Annotated in this window: 19 protein-coding genes; 8 read left to right on the forward strand and 11 right to left on the reverse strand. The window is 71.1% G+C overall.

The window, feature by feature from the left end; all coding sequences use genetic code 11:
• Positions 1 to 125 precede the first annotated feature (125 nt).
• Positions 126 to 2,123, reverse strand: a complete 1,998-nt coding sequence (locus OG764_RS08615) for an ATP-binding protein (RefSeq protein WP_328967813.1) — start codon at positions 2,121 to 2,123, stop codon at positions 126 to 128.
• A gap of 130 nt (positions 2,124 to 2,253) precedes the next feature.
• Between OG764_RS08615 and OG764_RS08620 the strand changes: the two genes are divergently transcribed.
• Complete coding sequence (locus OG764_RS08620; protein ID WP_328967814.1) at positions 2,254 to 3,357, forward strand: Lrp/AsnC family transcriptional regulator; 1,104 nt, start codon at positions 2,254 to 2,256, stop codon at positions 3,355 to 3,357.
• Between the two features lie 309 nt (positions 3,358 to 3,666).
• On the opposite strand, the gene OG764_RS08625 is transcribed toward OG764_RS08620, so the two are convergent.
• The 7 genes from OG764_RS08625 to OG764_RS08655 all read right to left on the reverse strand — a co-directional run bounded on the left by OG764_RS08625 (position 3,667) and on the right by OG764_RS08655 (position 9,782).
• Positions 3,667 to 5,067, reverse strand: coding sequence for a nucleobase:cation symporter-2 family protein (locus OG764_RS08625; protein WP_443055873.1), 1,401 nt, complete (start codon positions 5,065 to 5,067; stop codon positions 3,667 to 3,669).
• A gap of 479 nt (positions 5,068 to 5,546) precedes the next feature.
• Positions 5,547 to 6,950 (reverse strand): 8-oxoguanine deaminase, encoded by a 1,404-nt coding sequence (locus OG764_RS08630; protein ID WP_328967816.1) that lies wholly within the window; start codon positions 6,948 to 6,950, stop codon positions 5,547 to 5,549.
• A gap of 195 nt (positions 6,951 to 7,145) precedes the next feature.
• Positions 7,146 to 8,069 (reverse strand): factor-independent urate hydroxylase, encoded by a 924-nt coding sequence (gene pucL / locus OG764_RS08635; protein ID WP_328967817.1) that lies wholly within the window; start codon positions 8,067 to 8,069, stop codon positions 7,146 to 7,148.
• Position 8,070: 1 nt separating this feature from the next.
• Positions 8,071 to 8,460 carry a hydroxyisourate hydrolase gene (uraH, locus tag OG764_RS08640; protein WP_048478356.1) on the reverse strand — a complete coding sequence of 130 codons (390 nt, stop codon included), beginning with the start codon at positions 8,458 to 8,460 and terminating at the stop codon, positions 8,071 to 8,073.
• A 2-nt stretch (positions 8,461 to 8,462) separates the two neighbouring features.
• Positions 8,463 to 8,981, reverse strand: a complete 519-nt coding sequence (gene uraD / locus OG764_RS08645; RefSeq protein WP_328967818.1) for a 2-oxo-4-hydroxy-4-carboxy-5-ureidoimidazoline decarboxylase — start codon at positions 8,979 to 8,981, stop codon at positions 8,463 to 8,465.
• A 154-nt stretch (positions 8,982 to 9,135) separates the two neighbouring features.
• Positions 9,136 to 9,534: a helix-turn-helix domain-containing protein gene (locus tag OG764_RS08650; protein ID WP_328967819.1), complete on the reverse strand. Its 399-nt coding sequence runs from the start codon at positions 9,532 to 9,534 to the stop codon at positions 9,136 to 9,138.
• On the reverse strand, positions 9,531 to 9,782 hold the full coding sequence (locus OG764_RS08655) for a thiamine-binding protein (protein WP_328967820.1): 252 nt from the start codon (positions 9,780 to 9,782) through the stop codon (positions 9,531 to 9,533). Before OG764_RS08655 ends, OG764_RS08650 begins: the two co-directional genes overlap by 4 nt.
• A 177-nt stretch (positions 9,783 to 9,959) precedes the next feature.
• On the opposite strand from OG764_RS08655, the gene OG764_RS08660 reads away from it, so the two are divergent.
• The 4 genes from OG764_RS08660 (at position 9,960) to OG764_RS08675 (ending at position 15,711) form a co-directional block, all read left to right on the forward strand.
• A complete protein-coding gene (locus OG764_RS08660) occupies positions 9,960 to 10,793 on the forward strand; it encodes a TIM barrel protein (RefSeq protein WP_328967821.1) in 834 nt (277 codons plus the stop codon).
• A gap of 74 nt (positions 10,794 to 10,867) precedes the next feature.
• Positions 10,868 to 11,758 carry a 2-hydroxy-3-oxopropionate reductase gene (locus OG764_RS08665; protein ID WP_328967822.1) on the forward strand — a complete coding sequence of 297 codons (891 nt, stop codon included), beginning with the start codon at positions 10,868 to 10,870 and terminating at the stop codon, positions 11,756 to 11,758.
• A gap of 216 nt (positions 11,759 to 11,974) precedes the next feature.
• A complete protein-coding gene (locus OG764_RS08670; RefSeq protein WP_328972922.1) occupies positions 11,975 to 13,435 on the forward strand; it encodes a catalase in 1,461 nt (486 codons plus the stop codon).
• 1,046 nt (positions 13,436 to 14,481) lie between these two features.
• A complete protein-coding gene (locus OG764_RS08675) occupies positions 14,482 to 15,711 on the forward strand; it encodes an IS30 family transposase (RefSeq protein WP_328967823.1) in 1,230 nt (409 codons plus the stop codon).
• Positions 15,712 to 15,794: 83 nt separating this feature from the next.
• Here the strand turns inward: OG764_RS08675 and gcl are convergent, their stop codons facing one another.
• On the reverse strand, positions 15,795 to 17,573 hold the full coding sequence (gene gcl, locus OG764_RS08680) for a glyoxylate carboligase (protein ID WP_328972923.1): 1,779 nt from the start codon (positions 17,571 to 17,573) through the stop codon (positions 15,795 to 15,797).
• 254 nt (positions 17,574 to 17,827) lie between these two features.
• Here gcl and OG764_RS08685 point away from each other — a divergent pair, with 254 nt between their 5' ends.
• Together OG764_RS08685 and OG764_RS08690 are read left to right on the forward strand one after the other, a co-directional pair.
• Positions 17,828 to 18,655 (forward strand): hypothetical protein, encoded by an 828-nt coding sequence (locus OG764_RS08685; protein ID WP_328967824.1) that lies wholly within the window; start codon positions 17,828 to 17,830, stop codon positions 18,653 to 18,655.
• Positions 18,656 to 18,775: 120 nt separating this feature from the next.
• Positions 18,776 to 19,264, forward strand: a complete 489-nt coding sequence (locus OG764_RS08690) for a glutathione peroxidase (RefSeq protein ID WP_328967825.1) — start codon at positions 18,776 to 18,778, stop codon at positions 19,262 to 19,264.
• A gap of 124 nt (positions 19,265 to 19,388) precedes the next feature.
• Here OG764_RS08690 and OG764_RS08695 read toward each other — a convergent pair whose 3' ends face one another.
• Both OG764_RS08695 and OG764_RS08700 read right to left on the reverse strand, forming a co-directional pair.
• Positions 19,389 to 21,107: an AMP-binding protein gene (locus tag OG764_RS08695; RefSeq protein WP_328967826.1), complete on the reverse strand. Its 1,719-nt coding sequence runs from the start codon at positions 21,105 to 21,107 to the stop codon at positions 19,389 to 19,391.
• Between the two features lie 376 nt (positions 21,108 to 21,483).
• Positions 21,484 to 22,668, reverse strand: coding sequence for a winged helix DNA-binding domain-containing protein (locus OG764_RS08700; RefSeq protein ID WP_328967827.1), 1,185 nt, complete (start codon positions 22,666 to 22,668; stop codon positions 21,484 to 21,486).
• 198 nt (positions 22,669 to 22,866) lie between these two features.
• Between OG764_RS08700 and OG764_RS08705 the strand changes: the two genes are divergently transcribed.
• A complete protein-coding gene (locus OG764_RS08705) occupies positions 22,867 to 24,039 on the forward strand; it encodes a magnesium and cobalt transport protein CorA (protein ID WP_328967828.1) in 1,173 nt (390 codons plus the stop codon).
• The last annotated feature ends 58 nt before the right edge of the window (positions 24,040 to 24,097 follow it).

A 24,097-nucleotide genomic window follows, 5' to 3' on the forward strand; every position in this document is an offset into this window, starting at 1 on the left:
CAGGCCCCCCTCAAACGCCGGCGAGGCTGGAGTTGTCGCAGGCAGCGTCGACGAGGCCGGAGGTTGCGCCCGGGGCGCCGACAGGACCGGGGGTTGCGCACCAGGGTGCTGGGGTGGGGCGGGGGTCAGGCGTCCGGGAGGAGGGTGCGGAGGCCGGCGCGGGCGCCTTCGGCGTAGGCGCGGGTGTACTCGGCCTCCGACAGGCGGGCCCGCAACACGGTCTCGGCGGGCGCCCGGCCACGGGCCCAGAACGCCGCGGCCCGCGGATCCCGCAACAGCACCGCCCTGATCCGGTCCACCGCCCCCAACAGCATCGCGCCCTCCCGGTGCCGCCCCAGGTCCGTCTCCAGCGCGGCCAGCAACTCGGCCGCGGCGGCCTGGCCCAGCAGGTCGCCCAGGGCCAGCTGGGTGCCGAGCGCCCGCAGCAGTTCGCCCCGGGCCGCCCGCACCTGGTCCTCCCGCCGCAGCACCTGGGCGTGCGCGTACCCGACCCAGGCGCGGGCCCACGGATCGGCGCCGGTGGGCGGGCCGTCCTCGACGGGTACCGCCGACGGGTCCGTCCAGGACAGCGCCAAGGTGTGCGCGGCGATCAGCGCGCCCCGGCCGGGCCCGAACTCCGGCTGCGCCGGCAGCAGGTCCAGCGCCTCGCGGAACTCCCCCGCGGCGTCGTCGAAGCGCGTGTCCCACAGCGCCACCGTGCCGCGGGCGTGCGCGAGGTACGCCACGCAGGTGTCCTCGCCCTCCTGCACGGCCGCCGCCCATCCCTCGATCAGCAGCGGATCCGCCCCGTCCGCCTCGCCCAGGCAGCCCACCAGCCACGCGGTGAGCCACAGGGCGCGCGCCGGACGCGGGGCCGGGTGCGCGGCCAGCGCCCGTTCCAGGTGCCGGCGGCCCTCGACCAGCAGCCCGCAGGCCGCCCACAGGAACCACAGCGCGACCGCGACCTCCAGGGCGGCGGCCGCTCCCGCGCCGCCCACGGGGTTCATCGCCAGCCGCAGGTCGGGCAGTTCCCGCAGGGCCAGTTCGCGCGCCTCCCGCTGGAGCCCGGCCCGCCACAGCTGCGCCGACCGCTCGGCGGTCAGCCGGTACCACTCGTGGTGCCGGCGGGCCGCCTCCGTGTGGTCCCCGCGTACGAGGAGCTGCCGGGCGGCGTGGGCCCGTACGGACAGCGGCAGCCGGTGGCGGCCCGGCCCGGCGTCGAGCAGCAGGCCGGGGGCGAGCCGGCGCAGGGCCTCGCCCGCCTCCTCCGTGGACAGCGCGCCGAATCCGCAGACGGCCTCGACGGCGGCCTGGTCGAAGGCGCCCGCGAACACCGACAGCCGCTCCCACAGCAGCCGCTCGGCCGGGGAGCACAGCCGGTGGGTGCGTTCGACGTCGCCGCGGGTGCCGCGGCCGGCGCCGCCCGCCAGGAAGCGCAGCGGGTCGGCCTCGACCCGGCGCAGGGCCTGCTCGGGCGCGTACTGGTGGAGGCGCCCGGCCGCGAGTTCGAGGGCGCCGGGGATGCCGTCGAGGGCGCGGCACAGCCGGGCGACCGGCGCGGAGTTGCGCCGGGTCAGTTCGAAGAACGGGTCGGCGCCCAGGGCCCGCTCGGTGAACAGCCGTACGGCCGGGTACGCGGCGGGGTCGGCGGCCGCGTCGCCCTCGGCCTCGACGGGGGGCACGGCGAGCGGCGGCACCGGCAGGCACACCTCCGGGTCGATGCCCAGCGGCCACTGCGAGGTGGCGAGCACACGCAGCTGCGGCAGCCGCACCAGCAGCTGGCCGACCAGCCCGGCACAGGTCTCGCCGAGCTGCTCGCAGCCGTCGAGTACGAGGAGGACGGGCCGGCCGGCGAGGCCGTCGACGAGTTCGCCCTCCAGGGCGGCCCAGCGCTCCTCGGGCAGCCCGGCCAGGTCGGCCCAGACGGTCTCGGGGGCCCGGCGCCCGGCGGGCTGCCCGGTGCGGCCGGTACGGACCGCCCGGATCGCGAGCCGGGTCTTGCCGATGCCCGCGGGCCCTGTGAGAGTGACCAGGCGGCCGGTGGCGAGCAGCGCGGCCGTGGCGGCGAGCTCGTCCTCACGGCCGACGAAGCTTGACGGTTCGGCGGGCACCATGGCGCGTACGCCCCCCGGGGACTCGGCCACACTTCCTCCCCCGCTGCTGACGAAGACGCACGCGACAACCCCCGTGCCGGGTTGAACGCACCAAAGAGAGATCATCGGCTGTCACACCGGTCCCCTCGCCTGCGACCGGGAGAACCACCAGGGGAAGGGTATGTACTCAGCCAATTCCGCCATGGACGACATGGACCGGGCGCTGGTCCACGCACTCCAGCTCGCTCCCCGTGCGAGCTGGGAGCGGCTGGGGCCGGTGCTCGGCGCCCGTCCCGACACCCTCGCGCGCCGCTGGGAGCGGCTCACCGCCACCGGCGACGCCTGGATATCGGGACTGGGCCTGCGGACCGGCCGCCGGCCCCCGTGCATGGCCTGGGTCGAGATCGGCTGTGCGGCCGGCCGTTCGCCCGCGGTCGGCAGGGTCCTCGCCGGTGACGCGCACACGCTGGGCGTGGAGCACGTCACCGGCGGGCGGGACCTGCTGGCCTTCGTGGCCGTGCCGGACCTGCACGCGCTGTACCGGTACCTCACGCAGCGGGTGCAGCGGATACCGGGGGTCGTCACCACCCGTTCCTCGATGGTGACGTCCGTGCACTGCGCGCCGGACCGCTGGCGCCTCGACCAGCTGACGCCGGCCCAGGTGGCGCAGCTGACCGGCCGGGCCGGGCGGCCGCTCCAGCTGTCGGCGGCCGCGCCCGCCGGAATGACCGACGAGGACCGGCCGCTGGTGCTGGCGCTGGCCTCCGACGCCCGGCGCAGCGTGGCCTCGCTGGCCCGCGAGTTCGCGATGAGCGAGTCGACGGTACGCCGCCGGCTGGCCCGGCTGGAGGCCGGGCACAGCCTGCGGTACAGCTGCGCACTGGCCGCCAGGCTCTCGGGCTGGCCGGTGTCGGCGACGGTGTGGGCCGAGGTGTCCGAGTACGAGGTCGCGGACTGCGCGGCGGTGGCCGCGGGCATCCGCGAGACACGGACCTGCATGTCGGTCAGCGGGCCGTGGAACTTCATGATCAGTGCGCGGCTGCGGACGACCGAGGACCTGTCGCGGTACACGGCCGAGCTGACGCGGCGGCTCCCGGGGCTGCGGATCACCGACACGGCGGTCGCGCTGCACACGCGCAAGTCCGAGGCGCAGGTGCTGGATCAGGGTGGGCGGAGGGTGCGGTGCGTGGTCCCGGACATCTGGTCGGATCCGGCGCCCGGCACGGCCTCGCCCTACGCCGACCCCGACCCCGAACCGGGCCCCTTACGCCCCCGCGCCGCCTGACCCGCCACCGGCCCCCAACCCGCCGCCCTAACGGGCGCCCCCAGCCTCGCCGACACCCTGGGGCGCCACTTCCAGCCTCGCCGGCGTTTGAGGCGCGGGGTTTGGGGCGGAGCCCCAAGGCTGCAACCCGGCTCCGCCGGGCACCGGGCTCCGCCCGGACCCGCTCCTCAAACGCCGGAGGGGCTGGAGTTGCCCCCACGGGCGCCGGCGAGGCTGAAGCGTGCGCGGGGTTGCCGGGCTCCGCCCGGACCCGCTCCTCAAACGCCGGAGGGGTTGAATACGCGCGCCACCGTCAGCCCGAAGGGCGCGTCAGTGGGCGGGTAGGGGGTCGGGGGTGGGGGTGGTGTGCCTCGCGCCGAGGTGGTTGAAGGCGAGGTTGAGGAGGATGGCGACCACGCAACCCGTGCTGATGCCGGAGTCGAGCACCACCAGCAGGTCCTCGGGAAACGCGTGGTAGAAGTCCGGGGCCGCGATGGGGATCAGGCCGACACCCACCGACGCGGCGACGATCAGCGCGTTCTCGCCCTTCTCCATGGCCGCCCCGGCGAGCGTCTGGATCCCGCTGGCCGCCACCGACCCGAACAGCACGATCCCGGCCCCGCCGAGCACCGGCAGCGGTACCAGCGCGATGACCGAGGCGGCCATCGGGCACAGCCCGAGCAGGATGAGGATGCCCCCGCCGGCCGCTACGACGAACCGGCTGCGCACCTTGGTCATGGCGACGAGCCCGATGTTCTGGGCGAAGGCGCTGCACATGAAGCCGTTGAAGAGGGGGCTGAGCGCGCTGCCGAGGGTGTCGGCGCGCAGCCCGCCCTCGATGGTCCGCGCGTCGGCGGGCCGTCCCACGATCTTGCCGAGCGCCAGGATGTCGGCGGTGGACTCGGTCATGCAGACGAGCATCACGATGCACATCGAGACGATCGCCGCGACCTCGAACTGCGGGGCGCCGAAGTGGAACGGGGTCGGGAAGCCGACCAGGTCGGCGTCGCGCATCGCGTCGAAGTTCGTCATGCCGAGCGGGACGGCGAGCAGGGTGCCGGCCGCCAGGCCGAGCAGGATGGCGATCTGCTGGAGGAAGCCGCGCAGCAGCCGGCGCAGCAGCAGGACGATGACGAGCGTGGCGGCCGCCATGCCGATGTTCCGCAGGGAGCCGTAGTCGGTGGCGGTGCGGTTGCCGCCCTGGGACCAGTTGAAGGCCACGGGCAGCAGGGAGATCCCGATGAGGGTGATGACGGTGCCGGTGACCACGGGCGGGAAGAAGCGGACCAGCTTGCCGAAGTAGGGGGCGGCGAGGAAGCCGAGGAGTCCGGCGACGATGATCGCGCCGAAGATGACGGGTATCGCGTCGGCCCCCGCGCCCTTGCCGATGGCGACCATGGGGGTCACTCCGGCGAAGGAGACCCCGTTGACGAAGGGGAGCCGGGCGCCGATCTTCCAGAAGCCGAGGGTCTGGAGCAGGGTGGCGAGTCCCGCGGTGAAGAGCGAGGCGCCCATCAGGAACGCGGTCTCGGTGGCGGAGAGGCCGACGGCCGGTCCGAGGATCATGGGCGGGGCGACGACACCCGCGTACATGGCGGCCACGTGCTGGAGGCCGCTGGTGAACATCTTCAGCGGCGGCAGGGTCTCGTCCACCGGATGGGTCTCGGCGACCGGCTGCGTCCGGGCTGGTACATCGACTGCGTCTTTGCGAAACCTGGGCATTTCGGCCACGGCTTCCTCCGGTCGGTTAACACGTCGGCAGGGACGTGGGTGTCTGGGAGGTGGTGCGAAAGCTGAGCGCGTCGTGCGGCGATTCAGTTGTGAAGGGTGGTGCGGGAGAGGCCGGTGTGCCCTGACCGGTCTCCGGTGCTCCGTGCTGCGGGCGGGCCCCTGGCTGCGGCTTCCGGGCCCCGTGCTCGGGGCGTGCCGAAGCGGCACGCGGCGAGCGACGTGGGTGCGGGTGGCGGTGCCACGAGTGGTACCGGTAGCGGCCGTCACGGCGGGGCGTTCGGCCGCGCGCGTACGCGGGACGTTACGAGTCGCCGGCCCGGGGGATGCCGTCACGAGTGCGGCACCCCCCGGAGCGGCTGCCGCGGACCCCGCTCGGGTCCGCGGCCACCGGCCGAGGGCCGTCCCCCCCGGCCGGATTCCTGGGGTCCCCCCTGGGGGCACCTCCCAGCGGCAGCTGGGGGGAGGGGCCGGGGGGAGGATCAGGCCTGCGCGGTGATCCGCGCGAGGCGCTGCGCCTCTTCCCGCGTGGAGCGGGCGATGGCGTCCTCGTCGACGAAGAGCAGCCGGTTGTTGTCCACGATCTGCTTGCCGTTGACGAGCGACAGCGTGACCGGGGCCGCGGCGCCGAAGACGAGCGCGGTGACCGGGTCGGCGATGGAGGAGTGGGCGAAGGTGCTCAGGTTCCACATCACCAGGTCGGCGAGCTTGCCCGGCTCCAGGGAGCCGATGTTGTCGGCGCGGCCGAGGACCTGGGCGCCGCCGTACGTGCCCAGGCGCAGGGCCTGGCGCGCGTTGAGGGCGCGCTCGCGGTGCACCGGGTTGAGGCGGTTGATGAGGAGCGCGTTGCGCAGCTCGGTGTGCAGTTCGCCGGACTCGTTGGAGGCGGTGCCGTCCACGCCGAGGCCGACCGGGACGCCCGCGGCGAGCATGTCCGGGACCCGGGCGATGCCGGCGGCCAGCCGGGCGTTCGAGGACGGGCAGTGCGCGACACCGGTCTTCGTACGGGCGAAGGCGGCGATGTCGGAGTCGTTCATGTGGACGCTGTGCGCCATCCACACGTCCTCGCCGAGCCAGCCGGTCGACTCGAAGTAGTCGGTCGGGCCCATGCCGAACAGTTCCTTGCAGAACTGCTCTTCCTCGACGGTCTCGGAGCCGTGCGTGTGCAGGCGTACGCCGAGCCGGCGGGCCAGTTCCGCGCCCTGCTTGAGGAGTTCGGTGGAGACGGAGAACGGGGAGCACGGGGCGACGGCGACCTGGGTCATCGCGTCGAAGGAGTGGTCGTGGTGCTTCTTGACGGTCGCCTCGGTGTCGGCGAGCGCGCCTTCGAGGGTCTCGACGGCGTGGTCCGGGGGCAGGCCGCCGTCCTTCTCGCTGCGGTCCATGGAACCGCGGGCGAGGGTGAAGCGGACGCCCATCTCGGACGCGGCGCGGATGATCGCGCCGGAGAGGTCGCCGGAGCCCTTGGGGTAGACGTAGTGGTGGTCCATGGCGGTGGTGACGCCGCCACGGGCCATCATCGCGAGGGAGCCCTGCGCGGCCGAGTACGCCATCTGCTCGTCGATGCGCGCCCAGGTCGGGTACAGCGCGACGAGCCAGTTGAAGAGGTTGTGGTCGGTCGCCAGACCACGCGTGATCCACTGGTAGAAGTGGTGGTGCGTGTTGACCAGACCGGGGGTCACGAGGTGGCCCGTACCGTCGATCCGGCGTACGACGTTCTCGAGGTTCTCGGGCGCCTTGCCCGCGCCGACGGACTCGATGCGGTTGCCTGCGACGACGACGTGGCCCGAGGCGTACTCGGTGTCGTTGGCGTCGACGGTCGCGATCGCACAGTTCTCGATGACGATGCGCTCGACCGCGCTGTCAGTGGCTGCCGATGCTGCCATGGGGCTTCCTCGTGCTTTCAGTGGCGGTGCGGGCACGGCAGGACCCAGGGGATTTGAGTGCCGGAGCCCGGCCTGGCAGCTGACAGTACTGCGCGGCCGGTCGCTCTTCCGGGTGCCGAGTTCAGGAAGTGGGGGGGTGTTGCGACACCGCACGCCCCGGGGCCACTGCGGCGCCCCGGGACGTGCCGGTCCTCGTCAGAGGTTGGTCATGTCCACGGGGATGCGCGCGTCGGCGCCGTCCCGCAGGACCGTCGCCTCGATCAGACCGTACGGGCGGTCGGCGGCGAAGTAGACCTCGTTGTCGTTCTTGAGGCCGAAGGGCTCCAGGTCGACGAGGAAGTGGTGCTTGTTCGGGAGCGAGAAGCGGACCTCGTCGATCTCCGAACGGTGGTTGATGATCCGCGAACCCATCTGGTACAGGGTCTGCTGGAGCGACAGCGAGTAGGTCTCCGCGAAGGCCTCCAGCATGTTCTTGCGGACCTGCTCGTACGACTTCTCCCAGTTGGGCATGCGCTGCTCGTCGTCGGTCCAGTTGAACCGCCAGCGGGCGGACACCTGGGTCGCGAGGATGCGGTCGTACGCTTCCTTGAGGGTCGTGTACTTGTCCTTGACGTAGCCCCAGAACTCGGAGTTGGTCGAGTTCATGACGACCAGGTCCTTGAGGCCCGAGATGACCTCCCAGTTCTCACCGTCGTAGGTGATCTGGGTGACGCGGGTCTCGCCGCCGTCGCGGACGAAGGAGTGGTTGACCTCGTCGGAGCCGATGAACTTCGAGTTGGCGTCCGAGGTGGCGATCCGGGACCAGGAGTACTCCTCGATCCGGATGCGCGCGCGCTGGATCGGCTCCTGGCTGTTGACGAACCAGCGCGCCAGGTGGATGCCGAACTGCTCGGCGGACTCGATGCCGTACTCCTTGGCGAACGCGTACACCGTGTTCTTGGTGGTGTCCGTCGGCAGGACGTTGGCGTTCGAGCCGGAGTAGTGGACGTCGTCCATGTCGCCGGAGAGCGCGACCGAGACGTTCAGGTCCTTGATGTGGTGCGTGTCGCCGTCCCGCGTGATCTTGACGACGCGGTTCTCTGCCTTGCCGTACTGGTTCTGGCCCAGAATCGTGGCCATGCTAGCTCCCTCGGTAAACGGAGTAGCCGAACGGGTTGAGCAGCAGCGGTACGTGGTAGTGCTCACCGGGGTTCACCGCGAAGGTGATGGTGACCTCGGGGAAGAACGCACCGCTGTCCCTTACGCGGGGGGCGTCCTGCTGCGCCTCGGCTTGCTTCTTGGAGAAGTACGTCTCGGTCTCGAAGTCGAGACGTACGTGGGTGGTGCCCTCCGGCAGCGCCGGCAGGTCCTTGCATCGCCCGTCCGCATCGGTGGCGGAGCCGCCCAGGGCCGCCCACTCGCCGTCGAGACCCGTACGGGCCGACAGGGAGATGGCGACGCCCTCGGCGGGGCGTCCGATGCTGGTGTCCAGGATGTGCGTGGACACCGACGCGGTGGTCGCGGTGCTCATGCTCACGCTCCTTCTTCTGCGAGTTCGACGAGGCGGGTCAGACGGATCCTGTTGATCTTGACGAGCTCGCCGCGGGCGATTTCCCGCTCCTGCTCCGGCGAGTTGTCGATCCGGACCTTGACCGCGTCCCGCATGAACTCACCGGTCGCACCGGTGGCACAGATGAGGAAGACGTGGCCGAACTTCTCCTGGTAGGCCAGGTTCAGTTCGAGGAGCTCGGTCTTGAGCTCCTCCGAGGCGCCGGCCATGCCGCGCTGCTCGCGGGCGGAGGTCGGGTCTCCCGGCTTCGGACGGCCGATCGGCGCGTGGCCTCCCATGGCCTCGCCCAGGTCCTCCGCGGTGAGCTCCGCCATGGCGGACTCGTTCGCGGCGAACAGGGACTCGGCGTCTGCGAAGGGGCGCTGGGCGAGCAGTTTGCTCCCCCACGCCGAACTGGCGCACACCTCGTGCAGCTCGGCCGTGGCCTCGCTGTCGTCCAAGGCGTTGAACCGGGTGAGACCCGGGGTCGGACTCGAAGTCACGGTAGGCCTCCGTGGCCTGTTGTTGCTTTGACGGGCTGCGCATAGCTAACGCCCTGGACAACACGGCGTCAACACTTTGTTGAAACTTCCCGTACACAAAAGCCGCCGCCCGGTCGATTCGGGCGGCGGCTCGTAACCTGGGGTAACGCTCCGCTCACCCCTGGACGTCCTTGGCGGGCCGGGCGGGCGCGCCGGAATCCCGGTTCAGGTAGTTGTAGACCGTGAAGCGGCTGACCCCGAGCGCGCCGGCGACGGTCTCGACACCGTGGCGCACGGCGAAGGCGCCGCGCGCCTCCAGTATGCGCACCACGTCCTGCTTGGCCTTCCGGTCGAGCTGCGCGAGCGGCATGCCGTGCCGCCGCTCCAGCGCGGCCAGGATGTGGTCGAGCGAATCGGAGAGCTGCGGCAGCCGTACGGCCAGCAGGTCCCGGCCCTCCCAGGCCAGCACGACGTCGTCGGGGCCGGCCGCGGCCGGATCCATCAGCTCGCCGCCCATCGCGTCCACCAGCGGCTTGACCGCGGTGACGAAGGGGTGGTCGCGGGGCTCGGTCATCGGTTTTCCTCCCCGACCACGTTGACCTGGAGCGAGACCCGGGTGGCACCGGCCTCCAGCGAGTCGCGCAGCAGCGCGGCCACCGCGGCCAGCACCTCGTCGGCACCGCCCTCGGCGGTGTTGCCGAACGGGCCTACATCCACCGCGTCCAGCTGCGCCTTCTGGATGACCTCGCGAGCGGCCACGGCATGGGCGGGGGCCTCTTCGAGATCGAAGGGCTCGGTCGTGAACTCCACTCTCAATCGCACGCCGTCAAGCTACCCGGCCAGGAGGGGCGGCGCGACAGCGCCTCCTTCAGCGGTGGTGACCGGGCGACGGGTGGGCGAAATTCCGGGAGTCGGCACTTGACATCGACACGAGAACCCATGCAACCTTCCATCAAGCAGAAAATAACTTCCGCAATACGGAAGGAGCGCACACCCCTCATGGGATACACGGACCAGCGCTTCGATGTGAACCTGTCGATCCTCTTCACGGAACTCCCGCTCCTGGAGCGCCCCGCGGCCGCCGCCGCGGCGGGCTTCACGGCGGTCGAGCTGTGGTGGCCCTGGATCGAGACCCCCACCCCCGCACAGGAGGAGCTCGACGCCCTCAAGAAGGCTCTTGAGGACGCCGGCACCCAGCTGGTGGGCCTGAACTTCTACGCCGGCCGGCTGCCGGGCCCGGACCGCGGCGCGGTGTCGGTACCCGGCGAGGAGTCGGAGCGCTTCAACGCCAACATCAACGTGGCCGCCGACTTCGCGGCCTCGGTCGGCTGCAAGGCGCTGAACGCCCTCTACGGCAACCGCGTCGACGGCGTGGACCCGGCCGTTCAGGACGAGCTCGCGCTGAAGAACCTGGTCGTGGCGGCTCAGGCCGCGGACCGCGTCGGCGCGATCCTCCTGATCGAGACCCTCAACAAGCCCGAGTCGCCGCTCTACCCGCTGGTGAGCGCCCCGGCCGGCATCGAGGTAGTGGACAAGGTGAACGAGGCCACCGGCCTCGGGAACGCCAAGTTCCTGCTCGACCTGTACCACCTGGCGATGAACGATGAGGACCTCTCCGAGGTCATCGAAAAGTACGCCGCCAAGACCGGCCACGTCCAGATCGCGGACAAGCCGGGACGGGGTGCCCCGGGCACCGGCGAGCTTCCCCTCGAGGACCTGCTCGACCAGCTCCGCAAGGCCGGCTACCAGGGCTTCGTCGGCCTGGAGTACAAGGCCGCCGACGCCGCCGCGTCCTTCGAGTGGCTGCCCGCCGAGGCTCGCGCCGCCGAGTAAGAGGACGAAGTCCGGGCGTTCCGCCAGGCACCCTCGCCACTTTTCGTACATAGCTTTAAGAGAAGGACCTCATCATGAGCACGCTTCCCAAGATCGCCTGGATCGGCCTCGGAATCATGGGCTCCCCCATGGCCGAGAACCTGCTGAAGGCGGGCTACTCCGTCACCGGCTTCACCCTGGAGCAGGACAAGCTGGAGCGCCTCGCCGCCGCCGGCGGCACCGCGGCCGGCTCGATCGCCGAGGCCGTCAAGGACGCCGACGTGATCATCACGATGGTGCCCGCCTCCCCCCAGGTCGAGGCCATCTCGTACGGCGAGAACGGCATCCTGGCGAACGCCAGGTCCGGCGCGCTGATCATCGACATGTCGTCGATCACCCCGCAGACCTCGGTGGACCTCGCGAAGAACGCCGCCGCGAAGGGCATCCGCGTCCTGGACGCCCCGGTGTCCGGCGGCGAGGCCGGCGCCATCGAGGCCGTGCTCTCGATCATGGTGGGTGGCGAGCAGGCCGACTTCGACGAGGCCCTCCCGATCCTCGAGGCACTCGGCAAGGTCATCGTCCTGTGCGGCCCGCACGGCTCCGGCCAGACGGTGAAGGCCGCCAACCAGCTCATCGTCGCGGTCAACATCCAGGCCTGCGCCGAGGCCGTCGTCTTCCTCGAGAAGTCCGGCGTGAACCTCCAGGCCGCCCTGGACGTCCTCAACGGCGGTCTGGCCGGCTCCACGGTCCTGACCCGCAAGAAGGACAACTTCCTGAACCGCGACTTCAAGCCCGGCTTCCGGATCGACCTGCACCACAAGGACATGGGCATCGTCACCGACGCCGCCCGCAACGTCGGTGCGGCCCTTCCGGTCGGCGCGGTCGTCGCCCAGCTGGTCGCCTCGCTGCGCGCCCAGGGTGACGGCGGCCTGGACCACTCGGCCCTGCTGCGCGCCGTCGAGCGCCTCTCCGGCTCGCAGGTCTGACCCGACCGAGCCCCACCACCCCCTCCGGGGGACCCGAGTTTCCGGATGGCACCGGTGCTGACACCTGTCCTGTCGCGCCCAAGCGCCGGTGCCGTCCGGAGCACCTCTCTCCATCTTTGTTCAACAAACTGTTGACGCTGCGATCGGCCCGAATTTAGGCTCATCCGCATGACGGAAGTCCGTTTCCGTCAGCAGTTACCCGTACGGAAGGTCACCATGTCGAAGCGCGTGCTTACGACCGAGTCAGGCGCTCCGGTCGCCGACAACCAGAACTCCGCCACCGCCGGCGTCGGTGGCCCGCTCCTGATCCAGGACCAGCAGCTCATCGAGAAGCTGGCCCGGTTCAACCGCGAGCGCATCCCGGAGCGTGTCGTGCACGCCCGCGGCTCCGCCGCCTACGGCTACTTCGAGGTGACCGACGACGTCACCGCGTACACCAGCGCGGCGTTCCTGAACGAGGTCGGCAAGAAGACCGAAACGTTCCTGCGCTTCTCCACGGTGGCCGACTCGCTGGGTGGCGCGGACGCCGTCCGCGACCCGCGCGGCTTCGCGCTGAAGTTCTACACCGAAGAGGGCAACTACGACCTCGTCGGCAACAACACCCCGGTGTTCTTCATCAAGGACCCGATCAAGTTCCCCGACTTCATCCACTCCCAGAAGCGCGACCCCTTCACGGGCAAGCAGGAGGCGGACAACGTCTGGGACTTCTGGGCGCACGCCCCCGAGGCGACGCACCAGATCACCTGGCTGATGGGTGACCGCGGTATCCCGGCGTCGTACCGTCACATGAACGGCTACGGCTCCCACACGTACCAGTGGACCAACGCCCAGGGCGAGGCCTTCTTCGTCAAGTACCACTTCAAGACGAACCAGGGCATCCGCTGCCTGTCCTCCGAGCAGGGCGCCGAGCTCGCCGGCAAGGACGCCAACTCGCACCAGACCGACCTCCTCCAGGCGATCGAGCGCGGTGTGAACCCGAGCTGGACCCTGTACGTCCAGGTCATGCCCGCCGCCGAGGCCGCGGAGTACCGCTTCAACCCGTTCGACCTCACCAAGGTGTGGCCGCACAGCGACTACCCGCTGCAGCGCGTGGGCCGCCTGGTCCTCGACCGCAACCCGGAGAACGTCTTCGCCGAGGTCGAGCAGTCCGCCTTCTCCCCGAACAACTTCGTCCCGGGCATCACCGCCTCGCCGGACAAGATGCTCCAGGGCCGCCTCTTCGCCTACGCGGACGCCCAGCGCTACCGCCTCGGTGTGAACCACACCCTGCTGCCGGTCAACGCCCCCAAGGCGACCGAGGCCCAGAACTACGGCCGCGACGGCGCCATGGCGCTGCGCAACGGCTCGCGCCACGACAAGAACTACGAGCCCAACTCGTACCAGGGTCCGGCCGAGACCGGTCTGGCGCTCGGTGCCCCGAAGGCCGTCTCCGGCTTCACCGGCACGCACGAGGCCCCGGCCCACACCAAGGACGACGACTTCTTCCAGGCCGGTGAGCTCTTCCGCCTGATGTCCGAGGACGAGAAGCAGCGGCTGGTGGCGAACATAGCCGGTGGCCTGTCGCAGGTCTCCCGCGAGGACGTCATCGAGAAGAACCTGGCTCACTTCCACGCCGCCGACGCCGACTACGGCAAGCGCGTCGAGGCGGCCGTCCGCGCCCTGCGCGACGAGCAGTAGCCACCAGAACGTGCCGGGGGCCCGACGGGAGGTCAGGCCCCGGGTGCACGCCCGCTGTCGTGAACCCGGATGAGGGGTGGTCCACGGCAAGGGCACAATGCGCCGGTCCTCGTGGCCGGCGCCGCGTGAGGACCGCGGTGGTGTCGAGCCAGTGCGGTGGTAAAGGCTCCGAGGCCCGTCCCTTGACCTGAGGGGGACGAAGCCGGAGGGTCTGTCGCCACCACCGCGGTCCCAGGCAACTCCTGTCCCCTATATAGGGGACGCGCGACGGCGCGCGTGTGCAGGGGGCACGCACAGCGTCCCCTCCGTACGCGCGGCACGGAGCGAAGGAGCACACAGACCCCGCCCGGCGGGTGCGAACGTCCTGTCGCGCCAGCCTCGCCCCGTCGGGCGGTAACACTTCCCAGGCCAAAGCGCCGGGTCACGGACGGTCCCGTGACCCGGCGCTTTGCCGTACCCGGGGGTCCGTGACCCGGCGTTTCGTCGTACCGGGGGCCCGCGACCCGGTCGCTTTGTCGTACCCGGGGCCCGTGACCCAGTGCTCTGTCGTACCCAGGGGTCGGCGATTCGCTCCTCGCCCTGTACGGGGCGCTGCGCCTCGCCGGTGCCCGGGAGCGCCACCTCCAGCCTTGCCGGTGGCCGGGGCGGCAACTTCCAGCCCCTCCGGCATTTCAGGAGCGGATCGGGGCGGAGCCCGCCAACCCCGCGCACCCCCCAGCCCCTCCGGCGCTTGAGGAGCGGGTCCGGGCGGAGCCCGCCAACCCCGCGCACCCCCCGCCCCTCCGGCGTTTGAGGAGCGGGTCCGGGCGGAGCCCGGTGCCCGGCGAAGCCGGGTTGCTTGGGGCTCCGCCCCAAACCCCGCGCCTCAAACGCCGGCGAGGCTGGAGGTTGCCGGCCAGGCGGGACGTGCCGCCCGGGCACCGGCGAGACCGGAGGTTGCCGGTCAGGCGGGACGGGCCGTTGCGGGGGGCACGCGAGACGGCCCCCGTCCCTCCGGGGGGCTTCCGTTCTAGTGGTCGTCGCAACACCCCAGCTCAGGGGATGCGATGGACTTCGAGATTCGGCCTGCAAAGCAGCACTCCCGGGGGAAGCTGAGCCGGGAGCGGGAGGAATACTTCCGGCTCATGGGACTCGGATACGGCAACCGCGAGGCCAGTCGCCTCGTCGGCATCAACCCCAGGACCGGCCGTGAGTGGCGCAATGGACGGCCTGAGGGACGCGCAAAGCGCCCGGTGGCGCCCGCACACATCGTGCGGGCGCCACCGGGCGCTTCTCGTTTTCTGTCGGAGTCCGAGCGTCTTCACATCGCCGACCGGGTGCGGGAGAAGGCGACGGTCCGCGCCATCGCCTCCGAGCTGGGACGCAGTCCGTCGACGGTCAGCAGAGAGATACGCCGTAATCGCACGGTCCTGCCCAACGGGCGGTGGTACTACCGGCCCCATGCCGCCCAGCGTCGCGCCGACGCACGCCGGCCCCGGCCCAAAGCCGGAAAGATCGGCACCACCCCCGAACTGCGAGAATTCATCCAGGACCGTCTTGGTCGGCACTGGAGCCCGGAACAGATCTGCCACGCTCTGCGCAGGCGGTTCCCCGACCGGCCGGAGATGCACGTGGTCCACGAGACGATCTACCAGGCCCTCTACGTCCAGGGCCGCGGCGAGCTCCGCAGGGAACTCGCCCTCGCTCTGCGAACGGGACGGGCTCGCCGCAAGCCACACCGCCAGTCCAACAAACGCCAGCCCCGCTTCACCTCACCGATGGTGATGATCAGCGAACGACCCGCCGAAGCCGCTGACCGTGCCATCCCCGGACACTGGGAAGGCGACCTCATCGTCGGCGCCGGCCATCGTTCCGCCATCGGCACTCTCGTCGAACGCTCCACCCGGTTCCTGATGCTGGTCCACCTGCCCGACGGCCACCGGGCCGAGCACTTCCACCACGCGTTGACCAGCACCGTCCAGACGATCCCGCCCCACCTCCGGCGGTCGCTGACCTGGGACCAGGGCAACGAGATGGCGAGCCACCACGTCTTCTCCACCGCTGCCGAAATGCCGGTCTACTTCTGCGATCCCGGCAGTCCCTGGCAGCGCGGCTCGAACGAGAACACCAACGGCCTGCTGCGGCAGTACTTCCCCAAAGGCACCGACCTCGCTGCCCACACCAGCGAGCAACTGGACGCAGTCGCCGCCGAACTGAACAGCCGCCCACGCAAAACGCTCGGCTGGGAAACCCCAGCCGAGCGCCTGCATAAACTGCTCGCCACCACACGTCAGTGATCACGTGTTGCGACGATCCCTAGAATCCGCCGGGGGGAGGGGCGGGGGCCGTTCGGGTGGTGCGGGGTGGGGCAGACCGCGGGTCAGGCCTGCAGGGCCTTGATGGCGGTCGGGGCGTGGCCGGGCTCGGTGGCCAGCTCCTCGAACTCGGTGACGTCGCTCATGTCGACCGTCTTGCTCATCGCGATGTTCGTGATGCGCTCCAGGATCGCCTCGACGACGACCGGGACCTGGTACTCCTGGGCCCACTTCTTGGCCTGCTCGAAGGCCTCGCCCAGCTTGTCCGGGTCGGTGACGCGGATGGCCTTGACGCCCAGGCCCTCGGCGACCTTGACGTGGTCGACGCCGTAGACACCCAGCTCGGGGGTGTTGATGTTCTCGAATTCGAGGTTGACCTCGAAGTTGATGCCGAGGCCGCCCTGCGCCTGGCGGATCAGGCCCAGGTAGGCGTTGTTCACGAGGACGTGGACGTAGGGGACCTTGTGCTGCGCGGCGACCGCGAGCTCCTCGATCATGAACTGGAAGTCGTAGTCGCCGGACAGGGCGACGATCGGGGTCTCCGGCTCCGCGGTGGCGGCGCCGATGGCGGCCGGGATGGTCCAGCCGAGCGGGCCGGCCTGGCCGCAGTTGATCCAGTTGCGCGGCTTGTAGACGTGCAGGAACTGCGCGGCGGCGATCTGGGAGAGGCCGATGGTGGTGACGTAGCGGGTCTCCGGTCCGAACGCCCGGTTCATCTCCTCGTAGACGCGCTGCGGCTTCAGGGGGATGTTCTCGAAGTGCGTGCGGCGCTGCAGGGTGGCCTTGCGGTCCTGCGCGGAGGCGGCCCAGGCGGAGAAGTCGGGCAGCTTGCCGGCGGCCTTGAGCTCCTTGGCGATCTCGACGAAGAGCTCCAGGGCGGCCTTGGCGTCGGAGGCGATGCCGTAGTCCGGGGCGAAGATCTTGCCGATCTGGGTGGGCTCGATGTCGACGTGGACGAACTTGCGGCCCTTGGTGTAGGCGTCCAGGTTGTAACCGGTGTGGCGGTTGGCCCAGCGGTTGCCGATGCCCAGGACGAAGTCCGACTCCAGGAACGTCGCGTTGCCGTAGCGGTGCGAGGTCTGCACACCGACCATGCCGGCGGCCAGCTCGTGGTCGTCCGGGATGGTGCCCCAGCCCATGAGGGTGGAGATGACCGGGATGTTCGTCAGCTCGGCGAACTCGACCAGCAGGTCGGTGGCGTTCGCGTTGATGATGCCGCCGCCGGCGACGATCAGCGGGCGCTCGGACTCCAGCAGGAAGCCCAGGGCCTTCTCGGCCTGGGCGCGCGTCGCGGACGGCTTGTAGACCGGCAGCGGCTCGTAGGTGTCCGGGTCGAACTCGATCTCGGTCAGCTGGACGTCGATCGGCAGGTCGATGAGGACCGGGCCGGGACGGCCGGAGCGCATCAGGTGGAAGGCCTCCTGGAACACGCCCGGGACCTGGGCGGCCTCCAGGACGGTGGTGGCCTTCTTGGTGACCGGCTTCGCGATCGACGCGATGTCGACGGCCTGGAAGTCCTCCTTGTGGAGCTTCGAGACCGGGGCCTGGCCGGTGATGCAGAGGATCGGGATCGAGTCCGCGATCGCCGAGTACAGACCGGTGATCATGTCGGTGCCGGCGGGGCCGGACGTACCGATGCAGACGCCGATGTTGCCCGCCTTGGCGCGGGTGTAGCCCTCGGCCATGTGCGAGGCGCCTTCGACGTGGCGGGCCAGCGTGTGGGCGATGCCGCCGACGTTCTTGAGCTCGCGGTAGAAGGGGTTGATCGCAGCGCCGGGGACACCGAACGCTTGTGCGACACCCTCGCGCTTGAGGATCTCCACTGCAGCGGCGGCGGCTGTCATACGAGGCATCGTGTCTCCCTGCGGGTCAGGCTGTTTCCGTAATGCGGAAGTTTTGTTCTGCTATACGGAACAAGCTAAGGGGTCCCGTTCACAGCCGTCAAGGCCGTACCGGACCCCGGAACCCACCAAAAGACCCGCGGGCGGCCGTCAGTTGCACGAATCCCGGGGACTGCACCCCGACCGTGTCGCTCGTGGTGGACGATGGAACACACAGAGCGAGCACGTGTACGACCAGGCATGAGGGGCTGCTGACCATGGCCGAGACGTTCCCGGTGCGCTGCCCGGCGTGCGGACAGCACAATCCGTACGTCCCGGCGGTCTTCCCCTGCGCCTGCGGCACCCCCGTCAGCCCGCCCCTGGACCTCGGCGCGGAGCCGGTGGCGCTGACCCACCGCAACTGGTCGGACAGCTGGGTGGCGGTGCGCTGCGGCGCCTGCGGGCGGCGGGACGAGTGGCCGCAGCCCGAGGTGGGGTGCGGCTGCGGGACGGTGACCCGGGTACCGGTCGTCCCGGCGGACGCCGTGCCCGGACCGGCCGGCTTCCCCTTCCGCCCGCCGGCGGGCGGCGGGGCCGGGGGCCGGACCCCGGCGCACATCCCGCCCCCGCCGGGCGGGACCGCGGGTGTTCCTACGGGTGGAGCCTCGGCCGGGCCGACGGGCGGGGCTGCGGGCAGGGACCCGGGCGGACCGGTTCCACGCCCGGCGTTCCGGCCGGTGACCATCCGTACCGCCCGGGACGCGGTGACGACCGCCGCGCTCTACCTGCGCTGGCTCGGCTTCCGGGACGTACGGCAGCCCGGCGACCGGCCGGCGCCCTCGGCCGCGGTGGACCTGCGGGCGCCCGGGCTGGTCGCGCAGGTCGACCCGACGACCGCGCCGGCCGGGCTGCGGGCCGTGGAATGCCTCTGGTTGTACGGGCTGACGGCCTCGGCGGCCGCCGTCTACTTCGCGCTGGCCGGCTACACCGAGGAGGCCCGGGCGCGTGCCGACGACCTGCGGATCCCGCTGTTCGTGATGGACCTCACCGGGGTTCCGCAGCCGGTGAACGACCCGGCGGACGCACTGCTGGCGACCGGGGCCTAGGCTGGGCCGCCCGTTCGCATGCCCGTCCGCGTACCCGTTCGGACGTCCGCCCGGACCATCGTCCGGATGCCCGTCCGGCTGCGCGTTCGGCCGCCTGCCCGACTGCCGAGGAGAGACGTCGTGAGCCTGTACGACATCCCGCTGACCACCCTGTCCGACGAGCCCACCAGCCTCGCGCCGTTCAAGGGCAAGGCGATCCTGCTGGTCAACACCGCCTCCCAGTGCGGCCTCACCCCGCAGTACTCGGGCCTGGCCCGGCTGCAGTTCGCGTACGAGGAGAAGGGCTTCACCGTCATCGGCGTGCCCTGCAACCAGTTCGGCGGCCAGGAGCCCGGCACGGCGGACGACATCGCGACCTTCTGCGCGGCCGGCTTCGGCGTCACCTTCCCGATGATGGAGAAGAGCGACGTCAACGGCGACAACCGGCACCCGCTCTTCGCCGAGCTGGTCAAGCACCCGGACGCCGACGGCGAGGCCGGGGACATCCAGTGGAACTTCGAGAAGTTCCTGATCTCGCCCGACGGCGAGGTCGTGCACCGCTTCCGCCCGCGCACCGAGCCGGAGTCCCCCGAGGTCATCGCGGCCATCGAGGCCCTCCTGCCGGCCTGACCGGCGGTACGCAACGCCCGGGTACGCGACGCCCGCGGTACGCAGTGGGCGCCGTACGCGGCGCCCGCGGGTCACGTGCGGTACGTGACCCGCGGGCGCGTGTGCGGCGTGGCGGCCGTACGCGTCAGCGCAGGTCGGCCTCGTCGTACTCCGCGGTCGAGCCCTGCGCGGTCAGCTCCCGCAGCTCCACCCGGCGGATCTTGCCGGACACGGTCTTCGGCAGCTCGGAGAACTCGATCTTCCGCACCCGCTTGTACGGCGAGAGCACCGCGCGGGAGTGCGCGAACAGCGCCCGGGCGGTCTCCGCTCCCGGTTCCCAACCCGCGGCGAGGGTCACGTACGCCTTGGGGACGGCCAGCCGGAGCGGGTCCGGCGAGGGGACCACGGCCGCCTCGGCCACCGCCTCGTGCTCCAGCAGCGCGCTCTCCAGCTCGAACGGCGAGATCTTGTAGTCGGAGGCCTTGAAGACGTCGTCGGCCCGGCCGATGTAGGTGAGGTACCCGTCGGCGTCCCGGGAGCCGATGTCGCCGGTGTGGTAGAAACCGCCGGCCATGGCCTCCGCCGTACGTTCCTCGTCCCCGCGGTATCCGGTCATCAGCCCCACCGGGCCGGCCGCCAGCTCCACGCAGATCTCCCCCTCGGCCTCTCCCGCGCCCTCGTCCCCGGGCTTCGCTTCGGCCGGGCGCCCGGTCACCGGGTCGACGAGCACGATGGAGTAGCCGGGCGCGGGCCGCCCCATCGACCCGGGCCGGACCTGCTGCCCGGGGAAGTTGCCCACCTGGAGGGTGGTCTCGGTCTGCCCGAAGCCGTCCCGGACGGTGACGTTCCAGTCGCGCCGGACCTGCTCGATCACCTCGGGGTTCAGCGGCTCCCCGGCGGCGACCACCTCGCGCGGCGGGGTGCGCAGCAGGGTGAGGTCGGACTGGATGAGCATCCGCCACACGGTGGGCGGGGCGCAGAACGAGGTGACGCCGACCCGGTCCATCTCGGCCATGAGGCGCTTGGGGTCGAAGCGCGTGTAGTTGTGGATGAACACGGTCGCCCCGGCGTTCCAGGGGGCGAAGAGGTTCGAGTACGCGTGCTTGGCCCAGCCGGGCGAGGAGATGTTGAGGTGCACGTCGCCGGGGCGCAGCCCGATCCAGTACATGGTGGAGAGGTGGCCGACGGGGTACGAGGCGTGCGTGTGCTCGACCAGCTTGGGCCGGGCGGTGGTGCCCGAGGTGAAGTACAGCATCAACGGGTCGTCGGCGCGGGTCTCCCCGTCGGGTGTGAAGGCGGCGTCGGCGGCGTACGCGTCGGCGTACCGCAGCCAGCCGGCCGGGACCGCGTCGCCGGTGGCGATCCGGGTGTAGGAGCCGGGGACCGCGTCGAACTTGGCGGTGTCCTCGGCGCGGACCAGGACGTGCCGGGCCTCGCCGCGGTCGATGCGGTCGCGCAGGTCGTGCGGGCCGAGCAGCGGGGTGGCCGGGATGACGACGGCCCGCAGCTTCATCGCGGCGAGCGCCGTCTCCCACAGTTCGCGCTGGTTGCCCAGCATGACGACGAGGCGGTGGCCGGCGCGTACGCCCTGCGCGCGCAGCCAGTTGGCGACGCGGTCGGAGCGTACGGCCAGGTCGGCGAAGGAGACGCGCTCCTCGGTGCCGTCCTCCTCGGCGAGGTGCAGCGCGATGGCGTCGTTGCCCTCGGCGAGCCGGTCGAACCAGTCCAGGGCCCAGTTGAACCGCTCGGGGCGCGGCCAGGTGAAACCCGCGCAGGCGGCCTCGTAGTCCTCCCGGTGCGCCAGCAGGAAGTCTCTCGCTGCCCGGAAACTGCCGGTCGCGCTCTGATCCGTGGTCTCCGCCATCACGTACGTCCTCCTCGTGCCGGGTGTGAGGCATCGATCGGCGTCGTACGTGAGCGTTGCGCATGAGCGTCGTGGGTGAGCGTCATGCGTGAGCGTCATACGGCGACGTTCGTGAGCGTCGTCCGGCGGACGTTCGTGGGCATCGTGCGGCGGCGTCGATCGATCGTGAGCATCGTGCCGGTTCGGGAGGGTCCGTCACCAGGTGCGCGTCAGCCGTTGATTGACGCAGACCGGTGGAGCGGCGCGCGCATCGCCGGGGTCGGCCGGGCGCCGGTCATCGCCGGTCGTCTCCGTTCACGCGACGGGCGTTGCCGGTCATCGCCCGTCGTCGCCGTTCACACGGCGGGCGTCGCCGGTCATCGCCCGTCGCGGCCGGTCATGCGACGGGGCCGAAGCGGACGGAAGGGTGCTCGGCCGTGGTCATCTCGCGCACCATCCGTCCGCCCTCCTCGGCCAACTCCTCGCGCTGTCCCTTCGTGATGCTCCCGAACGCCTCGATCACCAGCTCGGACCGCTGCTTGTCCTGCTCCAGCCGCCAGATGCCGGCGAGCTGCCCGTCGAGGAGGAACGTGCAGTAGGCCTGGTTTCCGCGCCAGGTACGGCCCTTGGACTCGGGCGGAACGATCCGGCTGCGGTCGGCGTGCGAGAGCAGCAGGTTGTCGAACTCGGGCAGGAAGCGTGCCGGCGCGGGGGTGTCCTCGTCGGGGCGCGGCGCGTCCGGGAGGTCGAAGAGCTCGGCGCCTTCCTCGTCGCGGAACACGAGCAGCCGCGGCCTCAGCCGGTCGAAGGCGGCGCGCAGCCGGGTGAGCCCGGACCAGGTCTGCATGTCCTTGACGGACGCGGGCCCGAACGCGGCGAGGTACCGCAGAACGGTCTCGTCGAGCACGTCGGTCCCGGCGGGAGCGGCGGACGCGTCGGAGGCGGCAGAGGCGGCAGAGGCGGCGGATCTCTCCTCCGGGGCGGCGGATGCGTCGGTGGCGGCCTCGCCCACCCACTTCTCCAGGGTGGTCAGCCGGACCTGCCCGGAACGGCCCCAGACCCCCCTCGGCGTGACCTGTACCAGCGGCAGCCGGCAGCGCGCGGCCACGGACAGCGACATCGGGTCCGCGTCGGGCCACTCCTTCAGCAGCTCCTCGCGCAGCTGCGCCATCGTGCGCGGCTCGGCTTCGACCAGCTCCCGGCTGATCCGGGCCAGCCGGTCCAGGTCCACTCCCTCCAGCCCCTTCCGGAAGTTCTGGATCTCGCGGTCGCGGGCGGGCTGGACCAGCGGCCGCAGCCGGGCCGCGTCCTCGGCCGTGTGGGTGTGGATGGTGGAGCGCATGGTGACGATGCGCAGCACCTGACGCGACTCCATCAGCGCCGACAGCTCCTGCGGGTCGAAGCCCGCGATACGGGACCACAGCTGGAAGTACGGGGGCTTCACGTTCTGCGCCTGTAGGCCGAGCAGGTGACCGACGGCCTCCTTGGCGCTGATATCGGCCCGGGTGAGGAGGAACTGCCGGGAGAGCGTGGCGCGGCCCAGGGCGCGGCGGCTGAGTACGGGAATCGTCCGGGTGTCCATGACGGTCACGCTAACGCCGATTGAGGACGATTACCGTCCTCGATGGCCACGCTCCCCCGCTCGCCCTGCGTGCCGGAACGTCCCGGCACGGCAGGGACGCGCCGGTCCCCTTTTACCCGTATATCCTGCTCGTGCTCGGAGTCCAACAAGACACCCTCGACCATTCGTTCTACCGCCCGACCGGGAGCTGAACCTGCGATGCCGGAGAGCCGAGGCCGCCGCCACGCGCCCACGCCCAGGAAGCACGCGTGGCGTCGCCCCGCCGCTCCCCCGGCCGGCGCCGGCACCCCGCAGCCCCCGCCCGCGCCGGCGCCCGCCCCGGCGCGGCCCTCCGCGCCGGACGCGCAGCACCGCAGCGTGGTCGAGGCCGCCCTCTACCACGACGGCCGCCGGGTGGCCTCCCCCGCCACGCTTGCCGAGACGTTCCGCCGACTGCGCGAGCAGGAGGACGGCATGGCCTGGATCGGCCTGCACCGTCCGTCCGAATCCGAACTCCACTCCCTCGCGGCCGAGTTCAACCTGCACCCGCTCGCCGTCGAGGACGCCCTGGAGGCCCATCAGCGCCCGAAGCTGGAGCGGTACGGCGACACCCTGTTCGTGGTCCTGCGCGCCGCCCGCTACCTGGACGCCCCCGAAGAGGTCGACTTCGGCGAACTCCACGTCTTCGTCGGCCCGGACTTCCTCATCACGGTCCGCCACGCGGCCGCCCCGGACCTCTCGGCCGTCCGCCGCCGCATGGAGGAAACCCCTGAACTCCTGGCCCTGGGCCCGGAGGCCGTCCTCTACGCGATCCTCGACGCCGTCGTCGACGGCTATCTGCCCGTGGTCGAGGGCGTGCAGATCGACATCGACGAGATCGAGACCGAAGTCTTCCGCGGCGACCCCGAGGTCTCCCGCCGCATCTACGAACTCTCCCGCGAAATGGTCGAGTTCCAGCGCGCGACCCGCCCCCTGGTCGGCATGCTGCACGCCCTGATGGCGGGCTTCGCCAAGTACGGCACGGACGAGGAACTCCAGCGCTACCTCCGCGACGTAGCCGACCACGTCACCCACACCAGCGAACGCGTCGACGGCTTCCGCCAGGCCCTCACCGACATCCTCACGGTCAACGCCACCCTGGTAACCCAGCAACAGAACGCCGAAATGCGAGCCCTCGCCGAAGCCGGCTTCGAACAGAACGAGGAAATCAAGAAGATCTCCTCGTGGGCGGCCATCCTCTTCGCCCCCACACTCGTGGGAACCATCTACGGCATGAACTTCGACTCGATGCCGGAGCTGCACTGGGTGGGCGGGTATCCGTTCGCGATCGGCTTGATGGGCATTGTCTGCACCAGTTTGTACGTGATCTTCAAGCGACGGGACTGGCTCTAGGGAGCGACCGAGACCCCGACCGGCCCGGTCCCGGTCCTGTCTCGAGGAGGTCGGTCGG

The organism is Streptomyces sp. NBC_00239, assembly GCF_036194065.1.
Taxonomy (GTDB): Bacteria; Actinomycetota; Actinomycetes; order Streptomycetales; family Streptomycetaceae; genus Streptomyces.

Coding starts and splice junctions, on each gene's coding strand:
- OG764_RS08620 (WP_328967814.1), top strand. CDS start 2,254: ATGTACTCAGCCAATTCCGCCATGGACGACATGGACCGGGCGCTGGTC.
- OG764_RS08630 (WP_328967816.1), bottom strand. CDS start 6,950: ATGGCAGCATCGGCAGCCACTGACAGCGCGGTCGAGCGCATCGTCATC.
- pucL (WP_328967817.1), bottom strand. CDS start 8,069: ATGGCCACGATTCTGGGCCAGAACCAGTACGGCAAGGCAGAGAACCGC.
- uraH (WP_048478356.1), bottom strand. CDS start 8,460: ATGAGCACCGCGACCACCGCGTCGGTGTCCACGCACATCCTGGACACC.
- OG764_RS08650 (WP_328967819.1), bottom strand. CDS start 9,534: ATGACCGAGCCCCGCGACCACCCCTTCGTCACCGCGGTCAAGCCGCTG.
- OG764_RS08660 (WP_328967821.1), top strand. CDS start 9,960: ATGGGATACACGGACCAGCGCTTCGATGTGAACCTGTCGATCCTCTTC.
- OG764_RS08665 (WP_328967822.1), top strand. CDS start 10,868: ATGAGCACGCTTCCCAAGATCGCCTGGATCGGCCTCGGAATCATGGGC.
- OG764_RS08670 (WP_328972922.1), top strand. CDS start 11,975: ATGTCGAAGCGCGTGCTTACGACCGAGTCAGGCGCTCCGGTCGCCGAC.
- OG764_RS08675 (WP_328967823.1), top strand. CDS start 14,482: ATGGACTTCGAGATTCGGCCTGCAAAGCAGCACTCCCGGGGGAAGCTG.
- gcl (WP_328972923.1), bottom strand. CDS start 17,573: ATGACAGCCGCCGCCGCTGCAGTGGAGATCCTCAAGCGCGAGGGTGTC.
- OG764_RS08685 (WP_328967824.1), top strand. CDS start 17,828: ATGGCCGAGACGTTCCCGGTGCGCTGCCCGGCGTGCGGACAGCACAAT.
- OG764_RS08695 (WP_328967826.1), bottom strand. CDS start 21,107: ATGGCGGAGACCACGGATCAGAGCGCGACCGGCAGTTTCCGGGCAGCG.
- OG764_RS08700 (WP_328967827.1), bottom strand. CDS start 22,668: ATGGACACCCGGACGATTCCCGTACTCAGCCGCCGCGCCCTGGGCCGC.
- OG764_RS08705 (WP_328967828.1), top strand. CDS start 22,867: ATGCCGGAGAGCCGAGGCCGCCGCCACGCGCCCACGCCCAGGAAGCAC.